The sequence below is a fragment of the Escherichia sp. SCLE84 genome (assembly GCF_012584495.1).
Taxonomy (GTDB): domain Bacteria; phylum Pseudomonadota; class Gammaproteobacteria; order Enterobacterales; family Enterobacteriaceae; genus ECMA0423.
In genome coordinates this window covers 3,145,598-3,167,931 of sequence record NZ_CP051430.1, presented here as the reverse complement: position 1 = coordinate 3,167,931, position 22,334 = coordinate 3,145,598, and the positions used below count along the sequence as shown (strand labels likewise).

Annotated in this window: 18 protein-coding genes, 4 tRNA genes and 2 pseudogenes; 17 read left to right on the top strand and 7 right to left on the bottom strand. The window is 53.0% G+C overall.

The window, feature by feature from the left end; genetic code table 11:
- Position 1: 1 nt before the first annotated feature.
- From wzxE to HGD79_RS15345, 10 genes are all read left to right on the top strand, one after another.
- Positions 2 to 1,252, top strand: coding sequence for a lipid III flippase WzxE (wzxE, locus tag HGD79_RS15390; RefSeq protein ID WP_000050260.1), 1,251 nt, complete (start codon positions 2 to 4; stop codon positions 1,250 to 1,252).
- Positions 1,249 to 2,328 (top strand): TDP-N-acetylfucosamine:lipid II N-acetylfucosaminyltransferase, encoded by a 1,080-nt coding sequence (gene rffT, locus HGD79_RS15385; protein ID WP_000217237.1) that lies wholly within the window; start codon positions 1,249 to 1,251, stop codon positions 2,326 to 2,328. Before wzxE ends, rffT begins: the two co-directional genes overlap by 4 nt.
- Positions 2,325 to 3,677, top strand: coding sequence for an ECA oligosaccharide polymerase (wzyE, locus tag HGD79_RS15380; protein WP_000055129.1), 1,353 nt, complete (start codon positions 2,325 to 2,327; stop codon positions 3,675 to 3,677). The genes rffT and wzyE overlap by 4 nt, the downstream gene beginning before the upstream one ends.
- Before the next feature lie 2 nt (positions 3,678 to 3,679).
- Positions 3,680 to 4,420 carry a lipopolysaccharide N-acetylmannosaminouronosyltransferase gene (wecG, locus tag HGD79_RS15375; RefSeq protein WP_001064038.1) on the top strand — a complete coding sequence of 247 codons (741 nt, stop codon included), beginning with the start codon at positions 3,680 to 3,682 and terminating at the stop codon, positions 4,418 to 4,420.
- 190 nt (positions 4,421 to 4,610) lie between these two features.
- A complete protein-coding gene (locus HGD79_RS15370; protein ID WP_000774731.1) occupies positions 4,611 to 5,996 on the top strand; it encodes an amino acid permease in 1,386 nt (461 codons plus the stop codon).
- A 102-nt stretch (positions 5,997 to 6,098) separates the two neighbouring features.
- Positions 6,099 to 6,175, top strand: a tRNA-Arg gene (locus HGD79_RS15365).
- 58 nt (positions 6,176 to 6,233) lie between these two features.
- Positions 6,234 to 6,309: transfer RNA gene (locus HGD79_RS15360), tRNA-His, on the top strand.
- A 20-nt stretch (positions 6,310 to 6,329) separates the two neighbouring features.
- Positions 6,330 to 6,416, top strand: a tRNA-Leu gene (locus HGD79_RS15355).
- A 42-nt stretch (positions 6,417 to 6,458) separates the two neighbouring features.
- Positions 6,459 to 6,535 (top strand) — tRNA-Pro (locus HGD79_RS15350).
- 146 nt (positions 6,536 to 6,681) lie between these two features.
- Positions 6,682 to 7,917, top strand: a complete 1,236-nt coding sequence (locus HGD79_RS15345; protein WP_000941530.1) for an anaerobic sulfatase maturase — start codon at positions 6,682 to 6,684, stop codon at positions 7,915 to 7,917.
- 107 nt (positions 7,918 to 8,024) lie between these two features.
- Here the strand turns inward: HGD79_RS15345 and HGD79_RS15340 are convergent.
- The 5 genes and pseudogenes from HGD79_RS15340 to hemC all read right to left on the bottom strand — a co-directional run.
- Positions 8,025 to 8,162, bottom strand: a pseudogene (locus tag HGD79_RS15340) (arylsulfatase); the annotation flags it as partial.
- Positions 8,163 to 8,839: 677 nt separating this feature from the next.
- The gene (gene hemY, locus HGD79_RS15335; protein ID WP_000921791.1) at positions 8,840 to 10,036 is read right to left on the bottom strand and encodes a protoheme IX biogenesis protein HemY; all 1,197 of its coding nucleotides are present in this window, start codon (positions 10,034 to 10,036) and stop codon (positions 8,840 to 8,842) included.
- Between the two features lie 2 nt (positions 10,037 to 10,038).
- The gene (gene hemX, locus HGD79_RS15330) at positions 10,039 to 11,250 is read right to left on the bottom strand and encodes a uroporphyrinogen-III C-methyltransferase (RefSeq protein ID WP_000139030.1); all 1,212 of its coding nucleotides are present in this window, start codon (positions 11,248 to 11,250) and stop codon (positions 10,039 to 10,041) included.
- Between the two features lie 21 nt (positions 11,251 to 11,271).
- Positions 11,272 to 12,012: a uroporphyrinogen-III synthase gene (hemD, locus tag HGD79_RS15325; protein ID WP_097421613.1), complete on the bottom strand. Its 741-nt coding sequence runs from the start codon at positions 12,010 to 12,012 to the stop codon at positions 11,272 to 11,274.
- Positions 12,009 to 12,950 (bottom strand): hydroxymethylbilane synthase, encoded by a 942-nt coding sequence (gene hemC / locus HGD79_RS15320; RefSeq protein WP_001307481.1) that lies wholly within the window; start codon positions 12,948 to 12,950, stop codon positions 12,009 to 12,011. The genes hemD and hemC overlap by 4 nt, the downstream gene beginning before the upstream one ends.
- A gap of 386 nt (positions 12,951 to 13,336) precedes the next feature.
- Between hemC and cyaA the strand changes: the two genes are divergently transcribed.
- A complete protein-coding gene (cyaA, locus tag HGD79_RS15315) occupies positions 13,337 to 15,883 on the top strand; it encodes a class I adenylate cyclase (RefSeq protein WP_000281680.1) in 2,547 nt (848 codons plus the stop codon).
- Positions 15,884 to 15,922: 39 nt separating this feature from the next.
- Here the strand turns inward: cyaA and cyaY are convergent, their stop codons facing one another.
- Both cyaY and HGD79_RS26670 read right to left on the bottom strand, forming a co-directional pair.
- Positions 15,923 to 16,243, bottom strand: coding sequence for an iron donor protein CyaY (cyaY, locus tag HGD79_RS15310; RefSeq protein ID WP_000999947.1), 321 nt, complete (start codon positions 16,241 to 16,243; stop codon positions 15,923 to 15,925).
- 161 nt (positions 16,244 to 16,404) lie between these two features.
- Positions 16,405 to 16,547: pseudogene (locus tag HGD79_RS26670) on the bottom strand (DKNYY family protein); the annotation flags it as partial.
- A 158-nt stretch (positions 16,548 to 16,705) separates the two neighbouring features.
- On the opposite strand from HGD79_RS26670, the gene HGD79_RS15305 reads away from it, so the two are divergent.
- The 6 genes from HGD79_RS15305 (at position 16,706) to uvrD (ending at position 22,329) form a co-directional block, all read left to right on the top strand.
- Positions 16,706 to 16,909, top strand: a complete 204-nt coding sequence (locus HGD79_RS15305) for a lipoprotein (protein ID WP_000799883.1) — start codon at positions 16,706 to 16,708, stop codon at positions 16,907 to 16,909.
- Positions 16,910 to 16,945: 36 nt separating this feature from the next.
- Positions 16,946 to 17,770 (top strand): diaminopimelate epimerase, encoded by an 825-nt coding sequence (gene dapF / locus HGD79_RS15300; RefSeq protein ID WP_040062145.1) that lies wholly within the window; start codon positions 16,946 to 16,948, stop codon positions 17,768 to 17,770.
- Positions 17,767 to 18,474: a DUF484 family protein gene (locus HGD79_RS15295; protein WP_000812796.1), complete on the top strand. Its 708-nt coding sequence runs from the start codon at positions 17,767 to 17,769 to the stop codon at positions 18,472 to 18,474. The genes dapF and HGD79_RS15295 overlap by 4 nt, the downstream gene beginning before the upstream one ends.
- Entirely contained in the window at positions 18,471 to 19,367 is an 897-nt protein-coding gene (xerC, locus tag HGD79_RS15290) for a tyrosine recombinase XerC (protein WP_168848433.1), read from the top strand. Before HGD79_RS15295 ends, xerC begins: the two co-directional genes overlap by 4 nt.
- Positions 19,367 to 20,083 (top strand): 5-amino-6-(5-phospho-D-ribitylamino)uracil phosphatase YigB, encoded by a 717-nt coding sequence (yigB, locus tag HGD79_RS15285; RefSeq protein WP_001213592.1) that lies wholly within the window; start codon positions 19,367 to 19,369, stop codon positions 20,081 to 20,083. Before xerC ends, yigB begins: the two co-directional genes overlap by 1 nt.
- 83 nt (positions 20,084 to 20,166) lie before the next feature.
- Positions 20,167 to 22,329, top strand: a complete 2,163-nt coding sequence (gene uvrD, locus HGD79_RS15280) for a DNA helicase II (RefSeq protein WP_032221871.1) — start codon at positions 20,167 to 20,169, stop codon at positions 22,327 to 22,329.
- Positions 22,330 to 22,334: the final 5 nt, after the last annotated feature.

The following is a 22,334-nucleotide window of genomic DNA, read 5'->3' as shown; positions in this document are numbered from 1 at the left end:
TATGTCGTTGGCAAAAGCGTCCTTGTGGACGGCGGCCAGTACACTGGTCAAGATTGGTGCCGGGTTACTGGTCGGTAAGTTGCTGGCTGTGTCATTTGGTCCGGCGGGGCTTGGGCTGGCGGCAAATTTCCGCCAGTTGATTACCGTGCTCGGCGTGCTTGCCGGAGCTGGCATCTTTAACGGTGTAACCAAATACGTTGCCCAGTACCATGATAATCCGCAACAGCTGCGCCGCGTGGTCGGCACTTCATCAGCGATGGTACTTGGTTTCTCTACGCTGATGGCGCTGGTTTTTGTGCTGGCAGCTGCGCCAATCAGCCAGGGATTGTTTGGTAATACCGACTATCAGGGGCTGGTGCGTTTAGTGGCGCTGGTGCAAATGGGGATCGCCTGGGGCAACCTGTTACTGGCGCTGATGAAAGGCTTTCGCGATGCCGCAGGTAATGCGTTATCGCTGATTGTCGGCAGCTTGATTGGCGTTCTCGCGTACTACGTCAGTTACCGTTTGGGCGGTTATGAAGGGGCGTTGCTGGGTCTGGCGCTGATTCCCGCGCTGGTGGTAATTCCTGCCGCTATCATGTTGATCAAACGTGGTGTCATCCCGTTAAGCTATCTGAAACCCAGCTGGGATAACGGTCTGGCAGGGCAGTTGAGCAAATTTACGCTCATGGCGTTGATTACGTCGGTGACCTTGCCTGTTGCTTACATCATGATGCGTAAACTGCTGGCGGCGCAGTATAGCTGGGATGAAGTGGGGATCTGGCAAGGGGTGAGCAGTATTTCCGATGCCTACCTGCAATTTATTACGGCATCGTTCAGCGTATATTTGCTGCCCACGTTGTCGCGGCTAACGGAAAAGCGCGATATCACCCGGGAAGTGGTTAAATCGCTGAAATTCGTCTTACCGGCAGTGGCGGCGGCGAGTTTTACCGTCTGGCTGCTGCGTGATTTTGCTATCTGGCTGCTGTTGTCGAATAAATTTACCGCTATGCGCGATCTCTTTGCCTGGCAGTTAGTGGGTGATGTGTTAAAAGTGGGCGCTTATGTCTTTGGTTATCTGGTGATCGCCAAAGCGTCATTGCGGTTTTATATTCTGGCGGAAATCAGCCAGTTCACTTTATTGATGGTATTTGCCCACTGGCTAATCCCTGCGCATGGTGCACTGGGCGCGGCGCAGGCATATATGGCAACTTATATCGTCTATTTTTCTCTTTGTTGTGGCGTGTTTTTACTCTGGCGTAGGCGGGCATGACTGTACTGATTCACGTACTGGGATCGGATATCCCTCACCATAACCGAACCGTTTTGCGGTTTTTCAATGACGCGCTGGCTGCGACGAGCGAGCACGCGCGCGAGTTTATGGTTGTTGGCAAGGACGACGGCTTAAGTGATAGCTGTCCGGCGCTTTCTGTGCAATTTTTCCCTGGGAAAAAATCGCTGGCGGAAGCGGTCATCGCGAAAGCAAAAGCTAACCGTCAGCAGCGATTTTTTTTCCACGGTCAGTTCAATCCCACACTGTGGCTGGCTCTGCTGAGTGGTGGCATTAAGCCCAGCCAGTTTTTCTGGCATATCTGGGGGGCAGACCTGTATGAGCTTTCCAGTGGCTTGAGATATAAGCTTTTTTACCCACTACGTCGCCTGGCGCAAAAGCGAGTCGGCTGTGTATTTGCCACCCGCGGCGATTTGAGCTTTTTTGCCAAAACGCACCCAAAGGTGCGGGGAGAACTGCTGTACTTCCCGACGCGGATGGACCCTTCTCTCAATACGATGGCGAACGATCGGCAACGTGAAGGAAAAATGACCATTCTGGTGGGGAACTCCGGCGACCTCAGCAATGAGCATGTCGCCGCTTTACGTGCCGTTCATCAGCAATTTGGCGATACGGTAAAAGTGGTGGTGCCGATGGGATATCCGCCTAATAACGAAGCGTACATTGAGGAAGTTCGTCAGGCGGGGCTGGAGTTATTCAGCGAAGAAAATCTGCAAATTTTGAGCGAAAAACTGGAATTTGACGCCTATCTGGCGCTACTTCGTCAGTGCGATCTTGGTTACTTTATTTTTGCTCGCCAGCAGGGCATTGGTACGCTGTGCTTACTGATTCAGGCGGGCATTCCTTGTGTGCTTAACCGGGAAAATCCGTTCTGGCAGGATATGACGGAACAGCATTTGCCAGTGCTGTTTACTACCGACGATCTCAACGAGGATATTGTGCGTGAAGCGCAGCGCCAGTTGGCGTCGGTGGATAAAAACACCATTGCCTTCTTTAGCCCTAACTATCTACAAGGCTGGCAGCGGGCGTTGGCGATTGCCGCCGGGGAGGGCGCATGAGTCTGCTGCAATTCAGTGGCCTGTTTGTGGTCTGGCTGCTCTGCACGCTGTTTATTGCCACGCTGACCTGGTTTGAGTTTCGCCGTGTGCGCTTTAACTTCAATGTCTTCTTTTCATTGCTGTTTTTGCTCACCTTTTTCTTCGGCTTCCCGCTGACCAGCGTGCTGGTATTTCGCTTTGATGTTGGTGTCGCGCCGCCAGAAATCTTGTTGCAGGCGTTGCTTTCTGCGGGCTGCTTCTACGCGGTTTACTATGTCACCTACAAAACCCGCCTACGCAAACGCGTTGCTGATGTACCGCGCCGTCCGCTGTTTACCATGAACCGCGTGGAGACCAATCTTACGTGGGTGATCCTGATGGGCATCGCGCTGGTAAGCGTCGGCATCTTCTTCATGCACAACGGCTTTTTGCTGTTCCGGCTTAACTCCTACAGTCAGATCTTCTCCAGTGAAGTCTCCGGCGTGGCGTTAAAACGCTTCTTTTACTTTTTCATCCCGGCGATGCTGGTGGTCTACTTTCTGCGCCAGGATAGCAAAGCGTGGCTGTTTTTCCTCGTCAGCACGGTCGCCTTTGGCTTGCTGACTTATATGATTGTCGGCGGCACTCGCGCCAATATCATCATCGCATTCGCTATCTTCCTGTTTATTGGCATTATTCGCGGCTGGATTTCGTTGTGGATGCTGGCGGCGGCGGGCGTGCTGGGGATTGTGGGCATGTTCTGGCTGGCGCTAAAACGCTATGGAATGAATGTGAGCGGCGATGAAGCGTTCTATACGTTTCTCTATCTCACTCGCGACACCTTCTCGCCGTGGGAGAATCTGGCGTTGCTGTTGCAGAACTACGACAACATCGACTTCCAGGGCCTGGCTCCAATTGTCCGCGATTTCTATGTCTTTATCCCTTCCTGGCTGTGGCCGGGTCGCCCGAGTATGGTGCTGAACTCAGCCAACTACTTTACCTGGGAAGTGCTGAATAACCACTCCGGACTGGCGATCTCGCCTACGCTTATAGGCTCACTGGTGGTGATGGGCGGCGCGTTGTTCATCCCGCTCGGGGCGATCGTGGTTGGTCTGATCATCAAATGGTTCGACTGGCTGTATGAGCTGGGCAACCGCGAGCCTAATCGCTATAAGGCTGCGATATTGCACAGTTTCTGCTTTGGGGCGATCTTCAATATGATCGTGCTGGCACGTGAAGGGCTGGATTCGTTTGTCTCACGCGTAGTCTTTTTTATCGTGGTCTTCGGCGCATGTCTGATGATCGCAAAACTGTTGTACTGGCTTTTTGAAAGCGCCGGACTCATTCATAAACGTACAAAATCATCGCTCCGGACGCAGGTTGAAGGATAACAATGAATAACAACACCACGGCACCGACCTATACGCTGCGTGGCTTACAGTTGATTGGTTGGCGTGATATGCAGCACGCCCTCGATTATCTGTTTGCTGACGGGCAGCTTAAGCAGGGAACGCTGGTTGCCATTAATGCCGAAAAAATGCTGACCATTGAAGATAACGCCGAGGTCAGGGAGTTAATTAACGCTGCCGAATTTAAATATGCGGATGGCATCAGCGTTGTACGTTCAGTACGTAAAAAGTACCCGCAGGCGCAGGTTTCCCGCGTTGCCGGTGCCGATCTCTGGGAAGAGCTGATGGCGCGCGCAGGCAAAGAAGGGACGCCGGTATTTCTTGTGGGCGGTAAACCTGAAGTGCTGGCGCAAACTGAAGCTAAACTGCGCAACCAATGGAATGTGAATATCGTTGGCAGTCAGGATGGTTATTTTAAACCCGAGCAGCGTCAGGCGCTGTTTGAACGCATTCATGCCAGCGGAGCGCAAATCGTCACCGTTGCGATGGGATCGCCAAAGCAGGAGATCTTCATGCGCGACTGCCGTCTGGTGCATCCAGATGCGCTGTATATGGGCGTTGGCGGGACTTACGATGTTTTCACCGGTCACGTAAAACGCGCACCGAAAATCTGGCAAACGCTGGGACTGGAGTGGCTCTACCGCCTGCTTTCGCAGCCGAGCCGCATTAAGCGTCAGCTTCGTTTGCTGCGTTATTTACGCTGGCACTACACCGGCAACCTCTGATTTTCCTCTCTTTGTAAAGCGACGGAGTGGTCACTCCGTCGCCTGTCTGCTTTTTTATTACACAAAGCATTCAAATTTTTAATGCTTTATTTGCCATTTCTCCTGAATTACGAAAACATTCGCAACACTCGATGTACCCATAACGATAACCGGTAACACCGGAAAGCATGCAAACACAACACGAGGATTTATGGCAGATAACAAACCAGAGCTACAGCGTGGGCTGGAAGCTCGACATATCGAACTCATCGCCCTGGGGGGCACCATTGGCGTCGGCCTGTTTATGGGGGCCGCCAGTACCTTGAAATGGGCCGGGCCATCCGTATTGTTGGCCTATATCATCGCCGGGCTATTCGTCTTTTTCATCATGCGTTCAATGGGCGAAATGTTGTTCCTCGAACCGGTTACCGGTTCGTTCGCCGTTTATGCGCATCGTTATATGAGCCCGTTCTTTGGTTATCTCACCGCCTGGTCTTATTGGTTTATGTGGATGGCCGTGGGGATCTCAGAAATCACCGCCATTGGCGTTTATGTCCAGTTCTGGTTCCCGGAGATGGCGCAGTGGATACCCGCATTGATCGCAGTGGCGCTGGTGGCGTTGGCGAATCTGGCGGCGGTGCGGTTGTACGGCGAAATCGAGTTCTGGTTCGCGATGATCAAAGTCACCACGATTATCGTGATGATTGTCATTGGCCTGGGCGTGATTTTCTTTGGCTTTGGCAATGGCGGGCAGTCGATTGGTTTTAGCAATCTCACAGAGCATGGCGGTTTCTTTGCGGGTGGCTGGAAAGGGTTCCTGACCGCGCTGTGTATTGTGGTGGCGTCCTACCAGGGCGTGGAGTTGATTGGCATTACTGCCGGTGAAGCGAAGAATCCGCAGGTGACGCTGCGCAGTGCCGTAGGCAAAGTGCTGTGGCGGATCCTGATTTTCTACGTAGGCGCGATTTTCGTTATCGTCACCATCTTCCCGTGGAATGAAATTGGCAGCAACGGCAGCCCGTTCGTACTGACTTTTGCCAAAATCGGTATTACCGCAGCGGCGGGCATTATCAACTTTGTGGTGCTGACGGCTGCGCTCTCTGGCTGTAACAGCGGCATGTACAGTTGCGGACGTATGCTCTACGCACTGGCGAAAAACCGTCAGTTACCGGCGGCGATGGCGAAAGTTTCCCGTCACGGCGTACCAGTTGCGGGTGTGGCAGTATCTATTGCTATTCTGCTAATTGGCTCATGCCTGAACTACATCATTCCCAATCCGCAGCGTGTGTTTGTCTACGTCTACAGTGCCAGCGTGCTTCCGGGGATGGTGCCATGGTTTGTGATATTGATAAGCCAGCTGCGTTTTCGGCGTGCACATAAAGCGGCGATTGCCAGCCATCCGTTCCGCTCAATCCTGTTCCCGTGGGCCAACTACGTAACAATGGCATTCCTGATTTGCGTTTTGATCGGCATGTACTTTAATGAAGATACGCGTATGTCGCTGTTTGTTGGCATCATCTTTATGCTGGCGGTGACGGCGATTTATAAAGTTTTTGGCCTTAATCGCCACGGGAAAGCGCATAAACTGGAGGAATAAGCAGCAAAACGCACAAACCGTAACCAAACGCGCAATTTATTTAAAAAGGGACTAGACAGAGGGGTGGGAAGTCCGTATTATCCACCCCCGCAACGGCGCTAAGCGCCCGTAGCTCAGCTGGATAGAGCGCTGCCCTCCGGAGGCAGAGGTCTCAGGTTCGAATCCTGTCGGGCGCGCCATTTAGTCCCGGCGCTTGAGCTGCGGTGGTAGTAATACCGCGTAACAAGATTTGTAGTGGTGGCTATAGCTCAGTTGGTAGAGCCCTGGATTGTGATTCCAGTTGTCGTGGGTTCGAATCCCATTAGCCACCCCATTATTAGAAGTTGTGACAATGCGAAGGTGGCGGAATTGGTAGACGCGCTAGCTTCAGGTGTTAGTGTCCTTACGGACGTGGGGGTTCAAGTCCCCCCCCTCGCACCACGACTTTAAAGAATTGAACTAAAAATTCAAAAAGCAGTATTTCGGCGAGTAGCGCAGCTTGGTAGCGCAACTGGTTTGGGACCAGTGGGTCGGAGGTTCGAATCCTCTCTCGCCGACCAATTTTGAACCCCGCTTCGGCGGGGTTTTTTGTTTTCTGTGCATTTCGTCACCCTCCCTTCGCAATAAACGCCCGTAATAACTCATTGCCCCACGGTATGATTTCGCCCTTAACGTATTGAAGGATGACTTCAGGCAAGGAGTGACCATGCTGCAACAGGTTCCAACGCGTGCTTTTCATGTGATGGCGAAACCGAGTGGTTCCGATTGTAATCTGAACTGTGACTACTGTTTTTATCTCGAAAAACAATCCCTTTACCGCGAAAAGCCAGTCACGCATATGGACGATGACACGCTGGAAGCGTATGTCCGTCACTATATCGCTGCCAGCGAACCGCAAAACGAAGTGGCTTTTACCTGGCAGGGCGGCGAACCAACGTTACTCGGGCTGGATTTTTACCGCCGTGCCGTAAAGTTACAGGCGAAATACGGTGCTGGCAGGAAGATAAGTAACAGCTTCCAGACTAACGGCGTGCTGCTCGATGATAAATGGTGTGCATTTCTGGCAGAAAATCATTTTCTTGTTGGGTTATCGCTGGACGGTCCGGCTGAGATCCACAATCAATATCGCGTGACCAAAGGTGGCAGACCAACGCATAAGCTGGTGATGCGTGCCCTGACGCTGCTGCAAAAACATCATGTCGACTATAACGTGCTGGTCTGCGTCAACCGCACCAGCGCGCAGCAACCGTTGCAGGTTTATGATTTTTTGTGCGATGCGGGAGTCGAATTCATCCAGTTTATTCCGGTGGTCGAGCGCCTGGCTGATGAAACAGCTGCCAGCGATGGACTGAAACTACATGCGCCTGGTGATATTCAGGGGGAACTGACGGAATGGTCGGTGCGCCCCGATGAATTTGGTGAATTTCTGGTGGCGATATTCGACCACTGGATCAAACGCGACGTCGGCAAGATTTTCGTGATGAATATCGAATGGGCGTTTGCCAATTTTGTCGGTGCGCCGGGTGCGGTTTGCCATCATCAGCCAACCTGTGGGCGCTCGGTGATTGTTGAGCACAACGGCGACGTTTACGCCTGCGATCACTATGTTTATCCGCAATATCGGCTGGGGAATATGCATCAGCAAACAATTGCAGAAATGATCGATTCCCCGCAACAGCAGGTGTTTGGTGAAGATAAATTTAAGCAATTACCGGCGCAGTGTCGCAGTTGTAACGTGTTAAAAGCGTGCTGGGGAGGCTGCCCGAAACACCGCTTCATGCTCGATGCCAGCGGCAAACCGGGGCTGAATTATTTGTGTGCCGGGTATCAGCGTTATTTCCGCCATCTACCGCCATATCTTAAAGCAATGGCTGATTTGCTGGCGCACGGTCGCCCGGCCAGTGACATTATGCAGGCACATTTGCTGGTGGTGAATAAGTAAAAAAGCGGCCATTTTGTGGCCGCCTGCGGTTGATTGCCGGATGCGGCGTAAACGCCTTATCCGGCCTACATGATCGTGCAAATTCAATAAATTGCAGCGTTCTGTGGATACTGGTTTGGGTGATCGTATCCGGCAAAGCCTTTGCGTGCGGTGGCAGTTGACGGGGTATCTGCTGCGCTGGCCATGAGAGGAAGAGCGGCGGCGACAGCAACAACAAGAAGTTTGGGTGAAAACGAAAATTCCATGCAAAATGCTCCGGTTTCATGTCATCAAAATGATGACGTAATTAAGCATTGATAATTGAGATCCCTCTCCCTGACAGGATGATTACATAAATAATAGTGATAAAAATAAATTATTTATTTATCCAGAAAATGAATTGGAAAATCAGGAGAGCGTTTTCAATCCTACCTCTGGCGCAGTTGATATGTAAGGCAGGTTTATTATATCACGTTGATTATTGATGCTTTTTTAGTTTTAACGGCAATTAATATATGTGTTATTAATTGAATGAATTTTATCATTCATAATAAGTATGTGTAGGATCAAGCTCAGGTTAAATATTCACTCAGGAAGTTATTACTCAGGAAGCAAAGAGGATTACAGAATTATCTCATAACAAGTGTTAAGGGATGTTATTTCCCGATTCTCTGTGGCATAATAAACGGGTAGATGCTCATTCCATCTCTTATGTTCGCCTTAGTGCCTCATAAACTCCGGAATGACGCAGAGCCGTTTACGGTGCTTATCGTCCACTGACAGATGTCGCTTATGCCTCATCAGACACCATGGACACAACGTTGAGTGAAGCACCCACTTGTTGTCATACAGACCTGTTTTAACGCCTGCTCCGTAATAAGAGCAGGCGTTTTTTTATGCATCAGAAAGGTCCCGGAGGTGCTTGCCTCCGGGTGAGAAGGAACTACTGTGGTGGGTTGTTCTGCAACGTTAACATCAAACCGTCGCGACGCATCGCTGCAGCTTCTTCCGGCTTGTGCAGTCTGTCCAGCGCGTCGGCAAGCCATGCGTAATCGTAGGCGTCCGGACGTTGTTTCAGCGCCGCGCGGAAGGCGAGCGATGCTTCCTGCCATTCTCCGTGCTTCATCAGTGACTGGCCCAGTGTGCTCCACAACAGCGGGCGATCGCCGACGTTTTTGATCTGCTGGCGCAGCACTTTTTCCAGCTGTTCCGGATTGTTGGTTTTCAGTCGAGGAATCGGCAGCAGTAGGCGATCGTCGTACTGGCGTTTCAGGCCATCGATGATAATTTGCTGGGCAGTATCATGATCGTCACATTCAATAAGATGTTCCGCCATTGCCACCTGCAACGCTACCTGATGACGCGTTTTCCGGCTTTGGTTTTTCCACCAGTTACGCAAACCTTCACTACCGTTATCGGCACGCGCCTGATCCATCAGGCCAATCCATGCCTGTTGTTCCAGCATTGCACGATGTTCTTCATCACCAACATGGGCTTTCGCCATTGATGGGATGATATCCAGCAGAGAACTCCATGCACCTGTGCGGATATACGCCTGTTCCGCCAGACGTAATACTTCCGGATGGCGTGGCGTAACTTCCAGCAGCTTATCCACGCCGTGGCGTGCAGCATGGTTTTCATTACGGGCCAGTTGCAGACGTACACGGGTGATTTCTACCGGAATGGTGTCATTGCCGGCCAGCTCTGCTGCGCGTTCCAGATGTTGGTTGGCGCGTGCTTCATCACCACGTTGTTGCGCGGCTTCGGCAGCCAGTAGATAGTTCACCACCGGTTGTTCCGCGTGATCGGCATTTTTCGCCATCAGCTTTTCAACTTGCTGATAATCGCCTTCCGCCAGTTTCAGCAGCGCCTGTTCGGTCTGCTTACGGGCACGGCGACGCTTACGTCCGACAAACCACCCACGGGTGTGTGCGCCTGTGCGGAAGATCCGCCGCAGTAGCCACTCAATGGCAAACAGCACTACCATCGCCAGAATCAAAATAATCGCCAGGCCCGTGACGCTGGTTTCGATATTGTAGTTGTCAGTCTGGATCAGCACGTAACCCTGATGACCGGCAATCATCGGGCCAACCACTATCCCCGCAATCAGCAAAACAAAGAGTAATAACACTTTTAGCATGGTTATTCTCCTTGCGGCGCGGCTGCCGGAGTATCACCTTGCGGTGCAGGTGCAGGTGCAGGTGCAGGTGCAGGTGCAGGTGCAGGTTTAGCTTCCGTTGTCCCCGCTGCCGGTTGTGCCAGCAGGTTACGCACGCGGGTCTGCATCAGTTTTTCCAGCATCGCCTGGCTTTGCAGGGTTTCCGGAAGATCCATCGAGATATTTTGCTGGCTTAACTGGTCCACCTCGTCGAGGAACGCTTTGGTGGTGGCATCATCAGTATCGTAGTAAGCTCGTACCCAGGTGGAGACGTTCTCCAGCGCCTGGCGATAAGTCTCTTCCTGGTGACGCGGTACAGCTTGTGCTGCGACCAGCAGGCGAGAGCGAATATTTTCGCGCAGATAGATATCCTGATTTGGCGCTAACAGCGGTACGGCGGTGTCATCACGACGGCGAATCGCAATGAAGTTGTCCATAAAGTTCTGCCAGCTTTTTTGCAGATTGATACGCCATTCGCTGATGGAACTGGAAAGCTCTTCACCGTCGGAATCCATCGGCGAACCATCGCTGTCATTATCGGCCAGACGCAGGTTATCTACCTGATTTGAAAGCTGATTAAGCTTAAGGATGATGCCGTCATAATCCACCTGCGAAACTGCAGAAAGGCTGGCGATATCATCGGTAATTGCCCGACGAACGGTAATCAGACTCGGGTCATTCATATCCGCCAGGCTGGCATCTGCACTTTTCAGCAACGCTGCAGCGGTCGTGACGTCCTGATCGCTCCACAGCTTCCGTCCGGCGAGTTTCACCAGAAAATCGGCCTGAGCCAGCAGCCAGGTTTTAGCATCGCTGCCGGAAATGGTGGCGACCTTTTGTTGGACTTCATCCAACTGTTTTGCCAGCGTTTCTTGCTGACGATTCGCCTGCTTAAGCTGTGCAGCTTGTTGCTTAATAATGCCTTCCAGCTCGGCTTTTTGGCTCTCCTGGGCTTTTTGCAATGCCGTCAGTTGGTTAGCCAGGGCATCGCTGGTGGCGGTCTGATTGACGGCCTGTTGTTTACCCCAGCCATACAAACCGACACCCGCCGCCAGAGCAATAGCGATAGCCACCGCGCTGAGAATCAATGCAGTATTGTTCTTACTCTTTTTTTCTGTTGCGACAGGTTGTGACGTGGTGTCCACGGCCTCCCTGGTCTCTTCAACCACGGCGGAGGTTTTTTCTTGTTCCGTCATTATGGCTTCCTGTTATGAGAGTTATTGTAATGCCCGTAAAAGCGCATCGTTGTCAGCGTTATCGGCGACCTTAATGTCTTGCCAGCCCAGTTCCCGGGCGAGTTTCGCCAAACGCTCACTGACGACCAATAGTCGACAGTGTAGTAACCAGTGCTCACGATACCATTGTGGGATCAGCGACCAGAGTTGCTGCAACATTTCACCGCTGGTAACAACGACCATCGTCACCTCGCAGGATTGCCAGCGCATCGCTTCTTCTGCACCATCGTAATGGATTGCGCATCGTTGATAACATTCACAAAAAGTGACCTCAGCACCGCGCGCTGTCAGGGTATCCCCAATTAGCTCACGACCGCCATTGCCACGTAATATCAGCGCACGTTTGCCCGCAATATTTTGTAATTCAGGTAATTGTAGCAAGACTTCGCTGATTTCCCGATCCTGCGGGTAGAGAATCTTCTGTCCGCTTACGGTATGTAGCGCCAGTGCGGTGGTGCGTCCAATGGCGAAATAATCAGGTAGTCGGGGCCATTTACGATCTTGCTGATGCAGCTGTGATTGGGCAAAAGCAACCGCGTGTTGCGAGAGGGCAAACAACAGATCGCTCTCCCCCAGCGCCGCCAGTTGATCAGCAAGTTGCGGTAATTGTCGACCCGGAGAAAACTCAATCAGCGGAAAATGCCAGGCCACCTGCCCCAGTGTGCGCAGACGGCTCACTAACTCTTCTCCAGCGGGAGACGGGCGGGTGACCAGGATACTCATGCCGGGGCGTCTCCGTTATAGACTTCAGCGAGGATCTCGCGCGCGCCGTTATTCAGTAGCTCTTCTGCCAGCGAAATCCCCATTTGTTCGGCATTTTGCGGCGCACCGCGGCGTTCACCGCGAATAATCTGCGAACCGTCCGGCGCGCCGACCAGCGCACGCAGCCAGATTTCACCATCAATAAGCTCGGCGTAGCTACCAATTGGCACCTGACATCCACCTTCGAGACGGGTATTCATGGCGCGTTCTGCGGTAACGCGCAGTGCAGTTTCGTGGTGATTCAGCGCGGCAAGCAGCTCGCGAGTGCGCGTATCATCAAGGCGGCATTCAATACCGACTGCACCTTGTCCTACCGCCGGAAGAGAAATCTCGGGTGGTAACGCGGCGCGAATGCGGGACTCCAGACCTAAACGTTTTAGTCCGGCTACGGCAAGAATGATGGCATCGTATTCGCCGTTATCTAGTTTGCTCAGGCGAGTGCCGACGTTGCCGCGCAGGGAGCGGATAATCAGATCCGGGCGGCGTTCAGCCAGTTGGCACTGGCGACGTAAACTGGACGTCCCGACGATACTGCCTGCCGGTAACGCATCCAGACTGTCATAATTATTGGACACAAAGGCATCGCGAGGATCTTCACGCTCACAAATAGTGACCAACCCCAGACCTTGCGGGAATTCAACCGGCACATCTTTCATTGAATGTACGGCGATATCGGCGCGATTCTCCAGGAGCGCGACTTCCAGCTCTTTTACAAATAAGCCTTTTCCGCCTACTTTCGCCAGCGGCGTATCAAGAATCACATCGCCGCGCGTCACCATCGGTACCAGTTCAACCACCAGGCCCGGATGGCTCGCCATCAACTTGTCTTTGACATAGTGTGCCTGCCAGAGTGCAAGTGGGCTTTGGCGTGTGGCAATTCTTAAAACATTGTCTAACATGCTTGTTACCGTCATTATCATCCGTGGTCCATCCTAACATCCTTGCCAGAGTGATGTCAGTGTTGTGGTGAAACGTAGACGCCTGCGCAAACCGTAAAATGAGGTCTGGCAGTGGATCCTGACAGGCGTTTCACGCCGTCGTAATAAGGAATTTACAGAGAATAAACGGTGCTACACTTGTATGTAGCGCATCTTTCTTTACGGTCAATCAGCAAGGTGTTAAATTGATCACGTTTTAGACCATTTTTTCGTCGTGAAACTAAAAAAACCAGGCGCGAAAAGTGGTAACGGTTACCTTTGACATACGAAATATCCCGAATGCCGCGTGTTACCGTTGATGTTGGCGGAATCACAGTCATGACGGGTAGCAAATCAGGCGATACGTCTTGTACCTCTATATTGAGACTCTGAAACAGAGACTGGATGCCATAAATCAATTGCGTGTGGATCGCGCGCTTGCTGCTATGGGGCCTGCATTCCAACAGGTCTACAGTCTACTGCCGACATTGTTGCACTATCACCATCCGCTAATGCCGGGTTACCTTGATGGTAACGTTCCCAAAGGCATTTGCCTTTACACGCCTGATGAAACTCAACGCCACTACCTGAACGAGCTTGAACTGTATCGTGGAATGTCAGTACAGGACCCACCGAAAGGTGAGCTTCCAATTACTGGTGTATACACCATGGGCAGCACCTCGTCCGTAGGGCAAAGTTGTTCCTCTGACCTGGATATCTGGGTCTGTCATCAATCCTGGCTCGATAGCGAAGAGCGCCAGTTACTACAACGTAAATGTAGTCTGCTGGAAAGCTGGGCCGCCTCGCTGGGTGTGGAAGTCAGCTTCTTCCTGATTGATGAAAACCGCTTCCGTCATAATGAAAGCGGCAGCCTGGGGGGCGAAGATTGTGGCTCCACCCAGCATATACTGCTGCTTGACGAATTTTATCGTACCGCCGTGCGTCTCGCCGGTAAGCGTATTCTGTGGAATATGGTGCCGTGCGACGAAGAAGAGCATTACGACGACTATGTGATGACGCTTTACGCGCAGGGCGTGCTGACGCCAAATGAATGGCTGGATCTCGGTGGCTTAAGCTCGCTTTCTGCTGAAGAGTACTTTGGTGCCAGCCTTTGGCAGCTCTACAAGAGTATCGATTCCCCATACAAAGCGGTACTGAAAACACTGCTGCTGGAAGCCTATTCCTGGGAATACCCGAACCCACGTCTGCTGGCGAAAGATATCAAACAGCGTTTGCACGACGGCGAGATTGTATCGTTTGGTCTCGATCCATACTGCATGATGCTGGAGCGTGTTACTGAATACCTGACGGCGATTGAAGATTTTACCCGTCTGGATTTAGTACGTCGCTGCTTCTATTTAAAAGTGTGCGAAAAGCTCAGCCGTGAACGCGCCTGCGTAGGCTGGCGTCGCGCAGTGTTGAGCCAGTTAGTGAGCGAGTGGGGTTGGGACGAAGCTCGTCTGGCAATGCTCGATAACCGCGCTAACTGGAAGATTGATCAGGTGCGTGAGGCGCACAACGAGTTGCTCGACGCGATGATGCAGAGCTACCGTAATCTGATCCGCTTTGCGCGTCGCAATAACCTTAGCGTCTCCGCCAGTCCGCAGGATATCGGCGTGCTGACGCGTAAGCTGTATGCCGCGTTTGAAGCATTACCAGGTAAAGTGACGCTGGTAAACCCGCAGATTTCACCCGATCTCTCGGAACCGAATCTGACCTTTATTTATGTGCCGCCGGGCCGTGCTAACCGTTCAGGTTGGTATCTGTATAACCGCGCGCCAAATATTGAGTCGATCATCAGCCATCAGCCGCTGGAATATAACCGTTACCTGAACAAACTGGTGGCGTGGGCATGGTTTAACGGCCTGCTGACCTCGCGCACCCGTTTGTATATTAAAGGTAACGGCATTGTCGATTTGCCTAAGTTGCAGGAGATGGTCGCCGACGTGTCGCACCATTTCCCGCTGCGCTTACCTGCACCGACACCGAAGGCGCTCTACAGCCCGTGTGAGATCCGCCATCTGGCGATTATCGTTAACCTGGAATATGACCCGACAGCGGCGTTCCGCAATCAGGTGGTGCATTTCGATTTCCGTAAGCTGGATGTCTTCAGCTTTGGCGAGAATCAAAATTGCCTGGTAGGTAGCGTTGACCTGCTGTACCGCAACTCGTGGAACGAAGTGCGTACGCTGCATTTCAACGGCGAGCAATCGATGATCGAAGCCCTGAAAACTATTCTCGGCAAAATGCATCAGGACGCCGCACCGCCAGATAGCGTGGAAGTCTTCTGTTATAGCCAGCATCTGCGCGGCTTAATTCGTACTCGCGTGCAGCAACTGGTTTCTGAGTGTATTGAATTGCGTCTTTCCAGCACCCGCCAGGAAACCGGGCGTTTCAAGGCGCTGCGCGTTTCTGGTCAAACCTGGGGGTTGTTCTTCGAACGCCTGAATGTATCGGTACAGAAACTGGAAAACGCCATCGAGTTTTATGGCGCGATTTCGCATAACAAACTGCACGGCCTGTCAGTGCAGGTTGAAACCAATCACGTCAAATTACCGGCGGTGGTGGACGGCTTTGCCAGCGAAGGGATCATCCAGTTCTTTTTCGAAGAAACGCAAGACGAGAATGGCTTTAATATCTACATTCTCGACGAAAGCAACCGGGTTGAGGTGTATCACCACTGCGAAGGCAGCAAAGAGGAGCTGGTACGTGACGTCAGTCGCTTCTACTCGTCATCGCATGACCGTTTTACCTACGGCTCAAGCTTCATCAACTTCAACCTGCCGCAGTTCTATCAGATTGTGAAGGTTGATGGTCGTGAACAGGTGATTCCGTTCCGCACAAAATCTATCGGTAACATGCCGCCTGCCAATCAGGATCACGATACGCCGCTATTACAGCAGTATTTTTCGTGATGAACGTGCCGGAAAGCGAGGCTTATCCGGCATGCAATCTTAGCGGAAACTGACTGTTTCACCCGCCTGCTGCGTCGCCGCCTGTTCCAGCAAATCCCAGAAGGTTTCGCCGCTGCGATCGCAAATCCACTCATCGCCTTTCAGATCAAAATGGTAGCCGCCTTGTTTGGTTGCCAGCCATACCTGGTGCAGCGGTTCCTGTCGGTTGATAATGATTTTGCTGCCGTTTTCAAAGGTAATGGTCAGTACGCCGCCGTTGATTTCGCAGTCGATATCGCTGTCGCCATCCCAGTCGTCCAGGCGTTCTTCAATGGTCAGCCAGAGTTGATCAGCCAGGCGATGAAATTCACTGTCGTTCATTGTTGTATCCTGTTTTTAAGTGATGGCGGCAGTATAGCGGCATGGGGTCAGGGCTTCAAAGTTTGCACCTCTGCGGCTGCGTTCCGGCACGATTCATCCGTCACCGGAATAATGATGTCTCAGTGTAGCGAAAGATTTGTCTCTTCATTAGGGCGCAGTTACACCACGCCTTTCCCTGTTTCTGGTAAACATTATGATCAGGTTTACCGAGCGAGCATCCTCACGCTGACGGAACTAAAAAAGCCAACAAACAAACCACATTGCGATAGTGCATAAAGCCATCCTGGCGCGAGGTGCCGATCACGAAACTACCAGCAAAACATAAATCCCCACGTGTAAGCGTTATACTCGCAGCATTTCCTCACTTTTCAGACTTCATAAAGAGTCGCTAAACGCTTGCTTTTACGCCTTCTCCTGCGATGATAGAAAGCAGAAAGCGATGAACTTTACAGGCAATCCATAATGAAAAACGTGTTTAAGGCACTCACTGTATTAATTACTCTCTTCAGCCTGACGGGCTGCGGTCTGAAAGGTCCGCTCTATTTCCCGCCTGCAGATAAAAAGGCACCGCCGCCGACCAAACCGGTAGAGACGCAAACGCAATCCACGGTGCCGGATAAAAACGATCGCGCCACTGGCGATGGTCCATCCCAGGTGAATTACTAAAAGTCAGTTTCTGTACCCGCGTGATTGGAGTAAATGATGCAGTTCTCGAAAATGCATGGCCTTGGCAACGATTTTATGGTCGTCGACGCGGTAACGCAGAATGTCTTTTTTTCACCGGAGCTGATTCGTCGCCTGGCGGATCGGCACCTGGGGGTAGGGTTTGACCAACTGCTGGTGGTTGAGCCGCCGTATGATCCTGAACTGGATTTTCACTATCGCATTTTCAATGCTGATGGCAGTGAAGTGGCGCAGTGCGGCAACGGTGCGCGCTGCTTTGCCCGTTTTGTGCGTCTGAAAGGGCTGACCAATAAGCGTGATATCCGCGTCAGCACCGCCAACGGGCGGATGGTTCTGACCGTCACCGATGATGATCTGGTCCGCGTAAATATGGGCGAACCCAACTTCGAACCTTCCGCCGTGCCGTTTCGCGCTAACAAAGCGGAAAAGACCTATATTATGCGCGCCGCCGAGCAGACAATCTTATGCGGCGTGGTGTCGATGGGAAATCCGCATTGCGTGATTCAGGTCGATGATGTCGATACCGCGGCGGTAGAAACGCTTGGTCCTGTTCTGGAAAGCCACGAGCGTTTTCCGGAGCGAGCCAATATCGGTTTTATGCAAGTGGTTAAGCGCGAGCATATTCGTTTACGCGTTTATGAGCGTGGGGCAGGAGAAACCCAGGCCTGCGGCAGCGGCGCGTGTGCGGCGGTGGCGGTAGGGATCCAGCAAGGTTTGCTGGCCGAAGACGTACGCGTGGAACTCCCCGGCGGTCGTCTTGATATCGCCTGGAAAGGTCCGGGTCACCCGTTATATATGACTGGCCCGGCGGTACATGTCTACGACGGATTTATTCATCTATGAAGCAACCAGGGGAAGAACTGCAGGAAACACTCACGGAGCTTGATGACCGGGCGGTTGTCGATTATCTGATTAAAAATCCTGAGTTTTTTATCCGCAATGCGCGCGCAGTAGAAGCGATACGTGTGCCGCATCCGGTACGCGGCACCGTTTCGTTGGTCGAGTGGCACATGGCCCGCGCACGTAATCATATTCATGTTCTGGAAGAGAACATGGCGTTGTTGATGGAGCAGGCTATCGCCAACGAAGGGCTGTTTTATCGCCTACTCTACCTGCAGCGCAGTCTCACCGCCGCCAGCAGTCTCGATGATATGCTGATGCGCTTTCACCGCTGGGCGCGCGATCTCGGCCTGGCTGGTGCGAGTCTGCGCCTGTTTCCGGATCGCTGGCGCTTAGGTGCGCCGTCGAACCACACTCATCTGGCATTAAGCCGTCAGTCTTTCGAACCGCTGCGTATTCAGCGTCTGGGGCAGGAACAGCACTATCTTGGGCCGCTTAACGGACCGGAGCTGCTGGTGGTGCTACCGGAAGCGAAAGCGGTGGGATCGGTGGCGATGTCGATGCTGGGAAGCGATGCTGATTTGGGTGTTGTGCTGTTTACCAGTCGCGATGCCAGTCACTATCAACAAGGGCAGGGAACGCAGTTACTTCATGAAATTGCGCTGATGTTGCCGGAGCTTCTGGAGCGTTGGATTGAACGCGTATGACCGATTTACACACCGATGTAGAACGCTACCTACGTTATCTGAGCGTGGAGCGCCAGCTTAGCCCGATAACCCTGCTTAACTACCAGCGTCAGCTTGAGGCGATCATCAATTTTGCCAGCGAAAACGGCCTGCAAAGCTGGCAGCAATGTGATGTGACGATGGTGCGCAATTTTGCTGTACGCAGTCGCCGTAAAGGGCTGGGAGCAGCAAGCCTCGCGTTACGGCTTTCTGCGCTACGTAGCTTTTTTGACTGGCTGGTCAGCCAGAACGAACTCAAAGCTAACCCGGCGAAAGGTGTTTCGGCACCGAAAGCGCCGCGTCATCTGCCGAAAAACTTCGACGTGGACGATATGAATCGGCTGCTGGATATTGATATCAACGATCCCCTCGCTGTACGCGACCGTGCAATGCTGGAAGTGATGTACGGCGCGGGTCTGCGTCTTTCCGAGCTGGTGGGGCTGGATATCAAACACCTCGACCTGGAGTCTGGTGAAGTGTGGGTAATGGGGAAAGGCAGCAAAGAGCGCCGCCTGCCGATTGGTCGCAACGCTGTGGCGTGGATTGAGCACTGGCTTGATTTGCGCGACCTGTTTGGTAGCGAAGACGACGCGCTTTTTCTGTCGAAACTGGGCAAGCGTATCTCCGCGCGTAATGTGCAGAAACGCTTTGCCGAATGGGGCATAAAACAAGGGCTGAATAATCACGTTCACCCACATAAATTACGTCACTCGTTCGCTACGCATATGCTGGAGTCGAGCGGCGATCTTCGTGGTGTGCAGGAGCTACTGGGTCATGCCAACCTCTCCACCACGCAAATCTATACTCATCTTGATTTTCAACACCTTGCCTCGGTGTACGATGCGGCGCATCCACGCGCCAAACGGGGGAAATAATGCGTTTTTACCGGCCTTTGGGGCGCATCTCGGCGCTCACCTTTGACCTGGATGATACCCTTTACGATAACCGTCCGGTGATTTTGCGCACCGAGCGAGAGGCGCTTACCTTTGTGCAAAATTATCATCCGGCGCTGCGCAGCTTCCGGAATGAAGATCTGCAACGCCTGCGCCAGGCGGTACGGGAAGCGGAACCCGAGATTTATCACGACGTGACACGCTGGCGTTTTCGTTCGATTGAACAAGCGATGCTCGACGCCGGGCTGAGTGCCGAAGAAGCCAGTGCCGGCGCACATGCAGCAATGATCAACTTTGCCAAATGGCGCAGCCGAATCGATGTCCCGCAGCAAACCCACGACACCTTAAAACAGCTGGCGAAGAAATGGCCGCTGGTGGCGATCACCAACGGTAACGCCCAGCCGGAACTGTTTGGTTTGGGGGATTATTTTGAGTTTGTGCTGCGCGCTGGCCCGCACGGGCGCTCAAAACCGTTCAGCGATATGTACTTTCTGGCTGCGGAAAAACTCAACGTGCCGATCGGCGAGATCTTACATGTTGGGGACGATCTCACCACTGACGTGGGTGGGGCAATTCGCAGCGGAATGCAGGCTTGTTGGATCAGACCGGAAAATGGCGATCTGATGCAAACCTGGGACAGCCGTTTACTGCCGCATCTGGAAATTTCCCGGTTGGCATCTCTGACCTCGCTGATATAATCAGCAAATCTGTATATATACCCAGCTTTTTGGCGGAGGGCGTTGCGCTTCTCCGCCCAACCTATTTTTACGCGGCGGTGCCAATGGACGTTTCTTACCTGCTCGACAGCCTTAATGACAAACAGCGCGAAGCGGTGGCCGCGCCACGCAGCAACCTTCTGGTGCTGGCGGGCGCGGGCAGTGGTAAGACGCGCGTACTGGTGCATCGTATCGCCTGGCTGATGAGCGTGGAAAACTGCTCGCCGTACTCGATTATGGCGGTGACGTTTACCAACAAAGCGGCGGCGGAAATGCGTCATCGTATCGGGCAACTGATGGGCACCAGCCAGGGCGGCATGTGGGTCGGCACCTTCCACGGGCTGGCGCACCGCCTGCTACGTGCGCACCATATGGACGCCAATCTGCCGCAGGATTTCCAGATCCTCGATAGCGAGGACCAGCTGCGCCTGCTTAAGCGTCTGATCAAAGCCATGAACCTCGACGAGAAGCAGTGGCCGCCGCGCCAGGCAATGTGGTACATCAACAGCCAGAAAGATGAAGGCCTGCGTCCGCATCATATTCAAAGCTACGGTAATCCGGTGGAGCAGACCTGGCAGAAGGTGTATCAGGCGTATCAGGAAGCGTGCGATCGCGCGGGGCTGGTGGACTTCGCCGAGCTGCTGCTGCGCGCTCACGAGTTGTGGCTTAACAAGCCGCATATCCTGCAACACTACCGCGAACGTTTTACCAACATCCTGGTGGACGAATTCCAGGATACCAACAACATTCAGTACGCGTGGATCCGCCTGCTGGCGGGCGACACCGGCAAAGTGATGATCGTCGGTGATGACGACCAGTCAATCTACGGCTGGCGCGGGGCGCAGGTGGAGAATATTCAGCGTTTCCTTAATGATTTCCCCGGTGCCGAAACTATTCGTCTGGAGCAAAACTACCGCTCTACCAGCAATATTCTGAGCGCCGCTAACGCCCTGATTGAAAACAATAACGGGCGTCTGGGTAAAAAACTGTGGACCGATGGCGCGGACGGTGAGCCTATTTCCCTCTATTGCGCTTTTAACGAACTCGATGAAGCGCGTTTTGTGGTTAACCGCATCAAAACCTGGCAGGACAACGGCGGGGCGCTTGCCGAGTGCGCCATTCTCTACCGCAGCAACGCCCAGTCGCGTGTACTGGAAGAAGCACTGTTGCAGGCGAGTATGCCGTACCGTATTTACGGCGGGATGCGCTTCTTCGAACGCCAGGAAATCAAAGACGCACTCTCATATCTGCGTCTGATTGCCAACCGTAACGACGACGCGGCGTTTGAGCGCGTGGTGAATACGCCAACGCGGGGTATTGGTGACCGGACGCTGGACGTGGTGCGTCAGGCATCGCGTGATCGCCAGTTAACGCTGTGGCAAGCGTGCCGTGAACTGTTGCAGGAAAAAGCCCTCGCCGGACGTGCTGCCAGCGCCTTACAGCGGTTTATGGAACTGATCGACGCCTTAGCGCAGGAAACTGCCGATATGCCGCTACATGTACAGACTGACCGGGTAATTAAAGACTCCGGCCTGCGCACCATGTACGAGCAGGAGAAGGGCGAAAAAGGTCAGACGCGTATCGAAAACTTAGAGGAACTGGTGACGGCAACGCGCCAGTTCAGCTACAACGAAGAAGACGAAGATTTAATGCCGCTGCAGGCATTCCTCTCCCATGCGGCGCTGGAAGCGGGCGAGGGGCAGGCGGATACCTGGCAGGATGCGGTGCAGTTGATGACGCTACACTCGGCGAAAGGTCTGGAGTTTCCTCAGGTGTTTATCGTTGGTATGGAAGAGGGCATGTTCCCAAGCCAGATGTCGCTGGATGAAGGCGGGCGTCTGGAAGAAGAACGCCGTCTGGCCTACGTTGGTGTAACCCGCGCGATGCAGAAACTGACGCTGACCTACGCGGAAACCCGCCGTCTGTATGGTAAAGAGGTTTACCATCGCCCGTCGCGCTTTATCGGCGAGCTGCCGGAAGAGTGTGTGGAAGAGGTGCGCCTGCGCGCTACGGTAAGTCGTCCGGTCAGCCATCAACGGATGGGGACGCCGATGGTCGAGAACGACAGCGGCTACAAGCTCGGTCAGCGTGTACGCCACGCTAAGTTTGGTGAAGGCACCATCGTCAATATGGAAGGCAGCGGTGAACATAGCCGTTTGCAGGTGGCGTTCCAGGGCCAGGGAATCAAATGGCTGGTGGCGGCTTACGCCCGGCTGGAGACGGTATAACGTTG

Bases quoted from the DNA above. Each gene is read 5' to 3' on its own strand.
- wecG (WP_001064038.1), top strand. From the start codon at position 3,680: ATGAATAACAACACCACGGCACCGACCTATACGCTGCGTGGCTTACAG.
- HGD79_RS15295 (WP_000812796.1), top strand. From the start codon at position 17,767: ATGAAGCAACCAGGGGAAGAACTGCAGGAAACACTCACGGAGCTTGAT.
- hemX (WP_000139030.1), bottom strand. From the start codon at position 11,250: ATGACGGAACAAGAAAAAACCTCCGCCGTGGTTGAAGAGACCAGGGAG.
- cyaY (WP_000999947.1), bottom strand. From the start codon at position 16,243: ATGAACGACAGTGAATTTCATCGCCTGGCTGATCAACTCTGGCTGACC.
- HGD79_RS15370 (WP_000774731.1), top strand. From the start codon at position 4,611: ATGGCAGATAACAAACCAGAGCTACAGCGTGGGCTGGAAGCTCGACAT.
- HGD79_RS15305 (WP_000799883.1), top strand. From the start codon at position 16,706: ATGAAAAACGTGTTTAAGGCACTCACTGTATTAATTACTCTCTTCAGC.
- HGD79_RS15345 (WP_000941530.1), top strand. From the start codon at position 6,682: ATGCTGCAACAGGTTCCAACGCGTGCTTTTCATGTGATGGCGAAACCG.
- wzyE (WP_000055129.1), top strand. From the start codon at position 2,325: ATGAGTCTGCTGCAATTCAGTGGCCTGTTTGTGGTCTGGCTGCTCTGC.
- dapF (WP_040062145.1), top strand. From the start codon at position 16,946: ATGCAGTTCTCGAAAATGCATGGCCTTGGCAACGATTTTATGGTCGTC.
- xerC (WP_168848433.1), top strand. From the start codon at position 18,471: ATGACCGATTTACACACCGATGTAGAACGCTACCTACGTTATCTGAGC.
- hemY (WP_000921791.1), bottom strand. From the start codon at position 10,036: ATGCTAAAAGTGTTATTACTCTTTGTTTTGCTGATTGCGGGGATAGTG.
- wzxE (WP_000050260.1), top strand. From the start codon at position 2: ATGTCGTTGGCAAAAGCGTCCTTGTGGACGGCGGCCAGTACACTGGTC.
- hemC (WP_001307481.1), bottom strand. From the start codon at position 12,950: ATGTTAGACAATGTTTTAAGAATTGCCACACGCCAAAGCCCACTTGCA.
- hemD (WP_097421613.1), bottom strand. From the start codon at position 12,012: ATGAGTATCCTGGTCACCCGCCCGTCTCCCGCTGGAGAAGAGTTAGTG.
- yigB (WP_001213592.1), top strand. From the start codon at position 19,367: ATGCGTTTTTACCGGCCTTTGGGGCGCATCTCGGCGCTCACCTTTGAC.
- rffT (WP_000217237.1), top strand. From the start codon at position 1,249: ATGACTGTACTGATTCACGTACTGGGATCGGATATCCCTCACCATAAC.
- uvrD (WP_032221871.1), top strand. From the start codon at position 20,167: ATGGACGTTTCTTACCTGCTCGACAGCCTTAATGACAAACAGCGCGAA.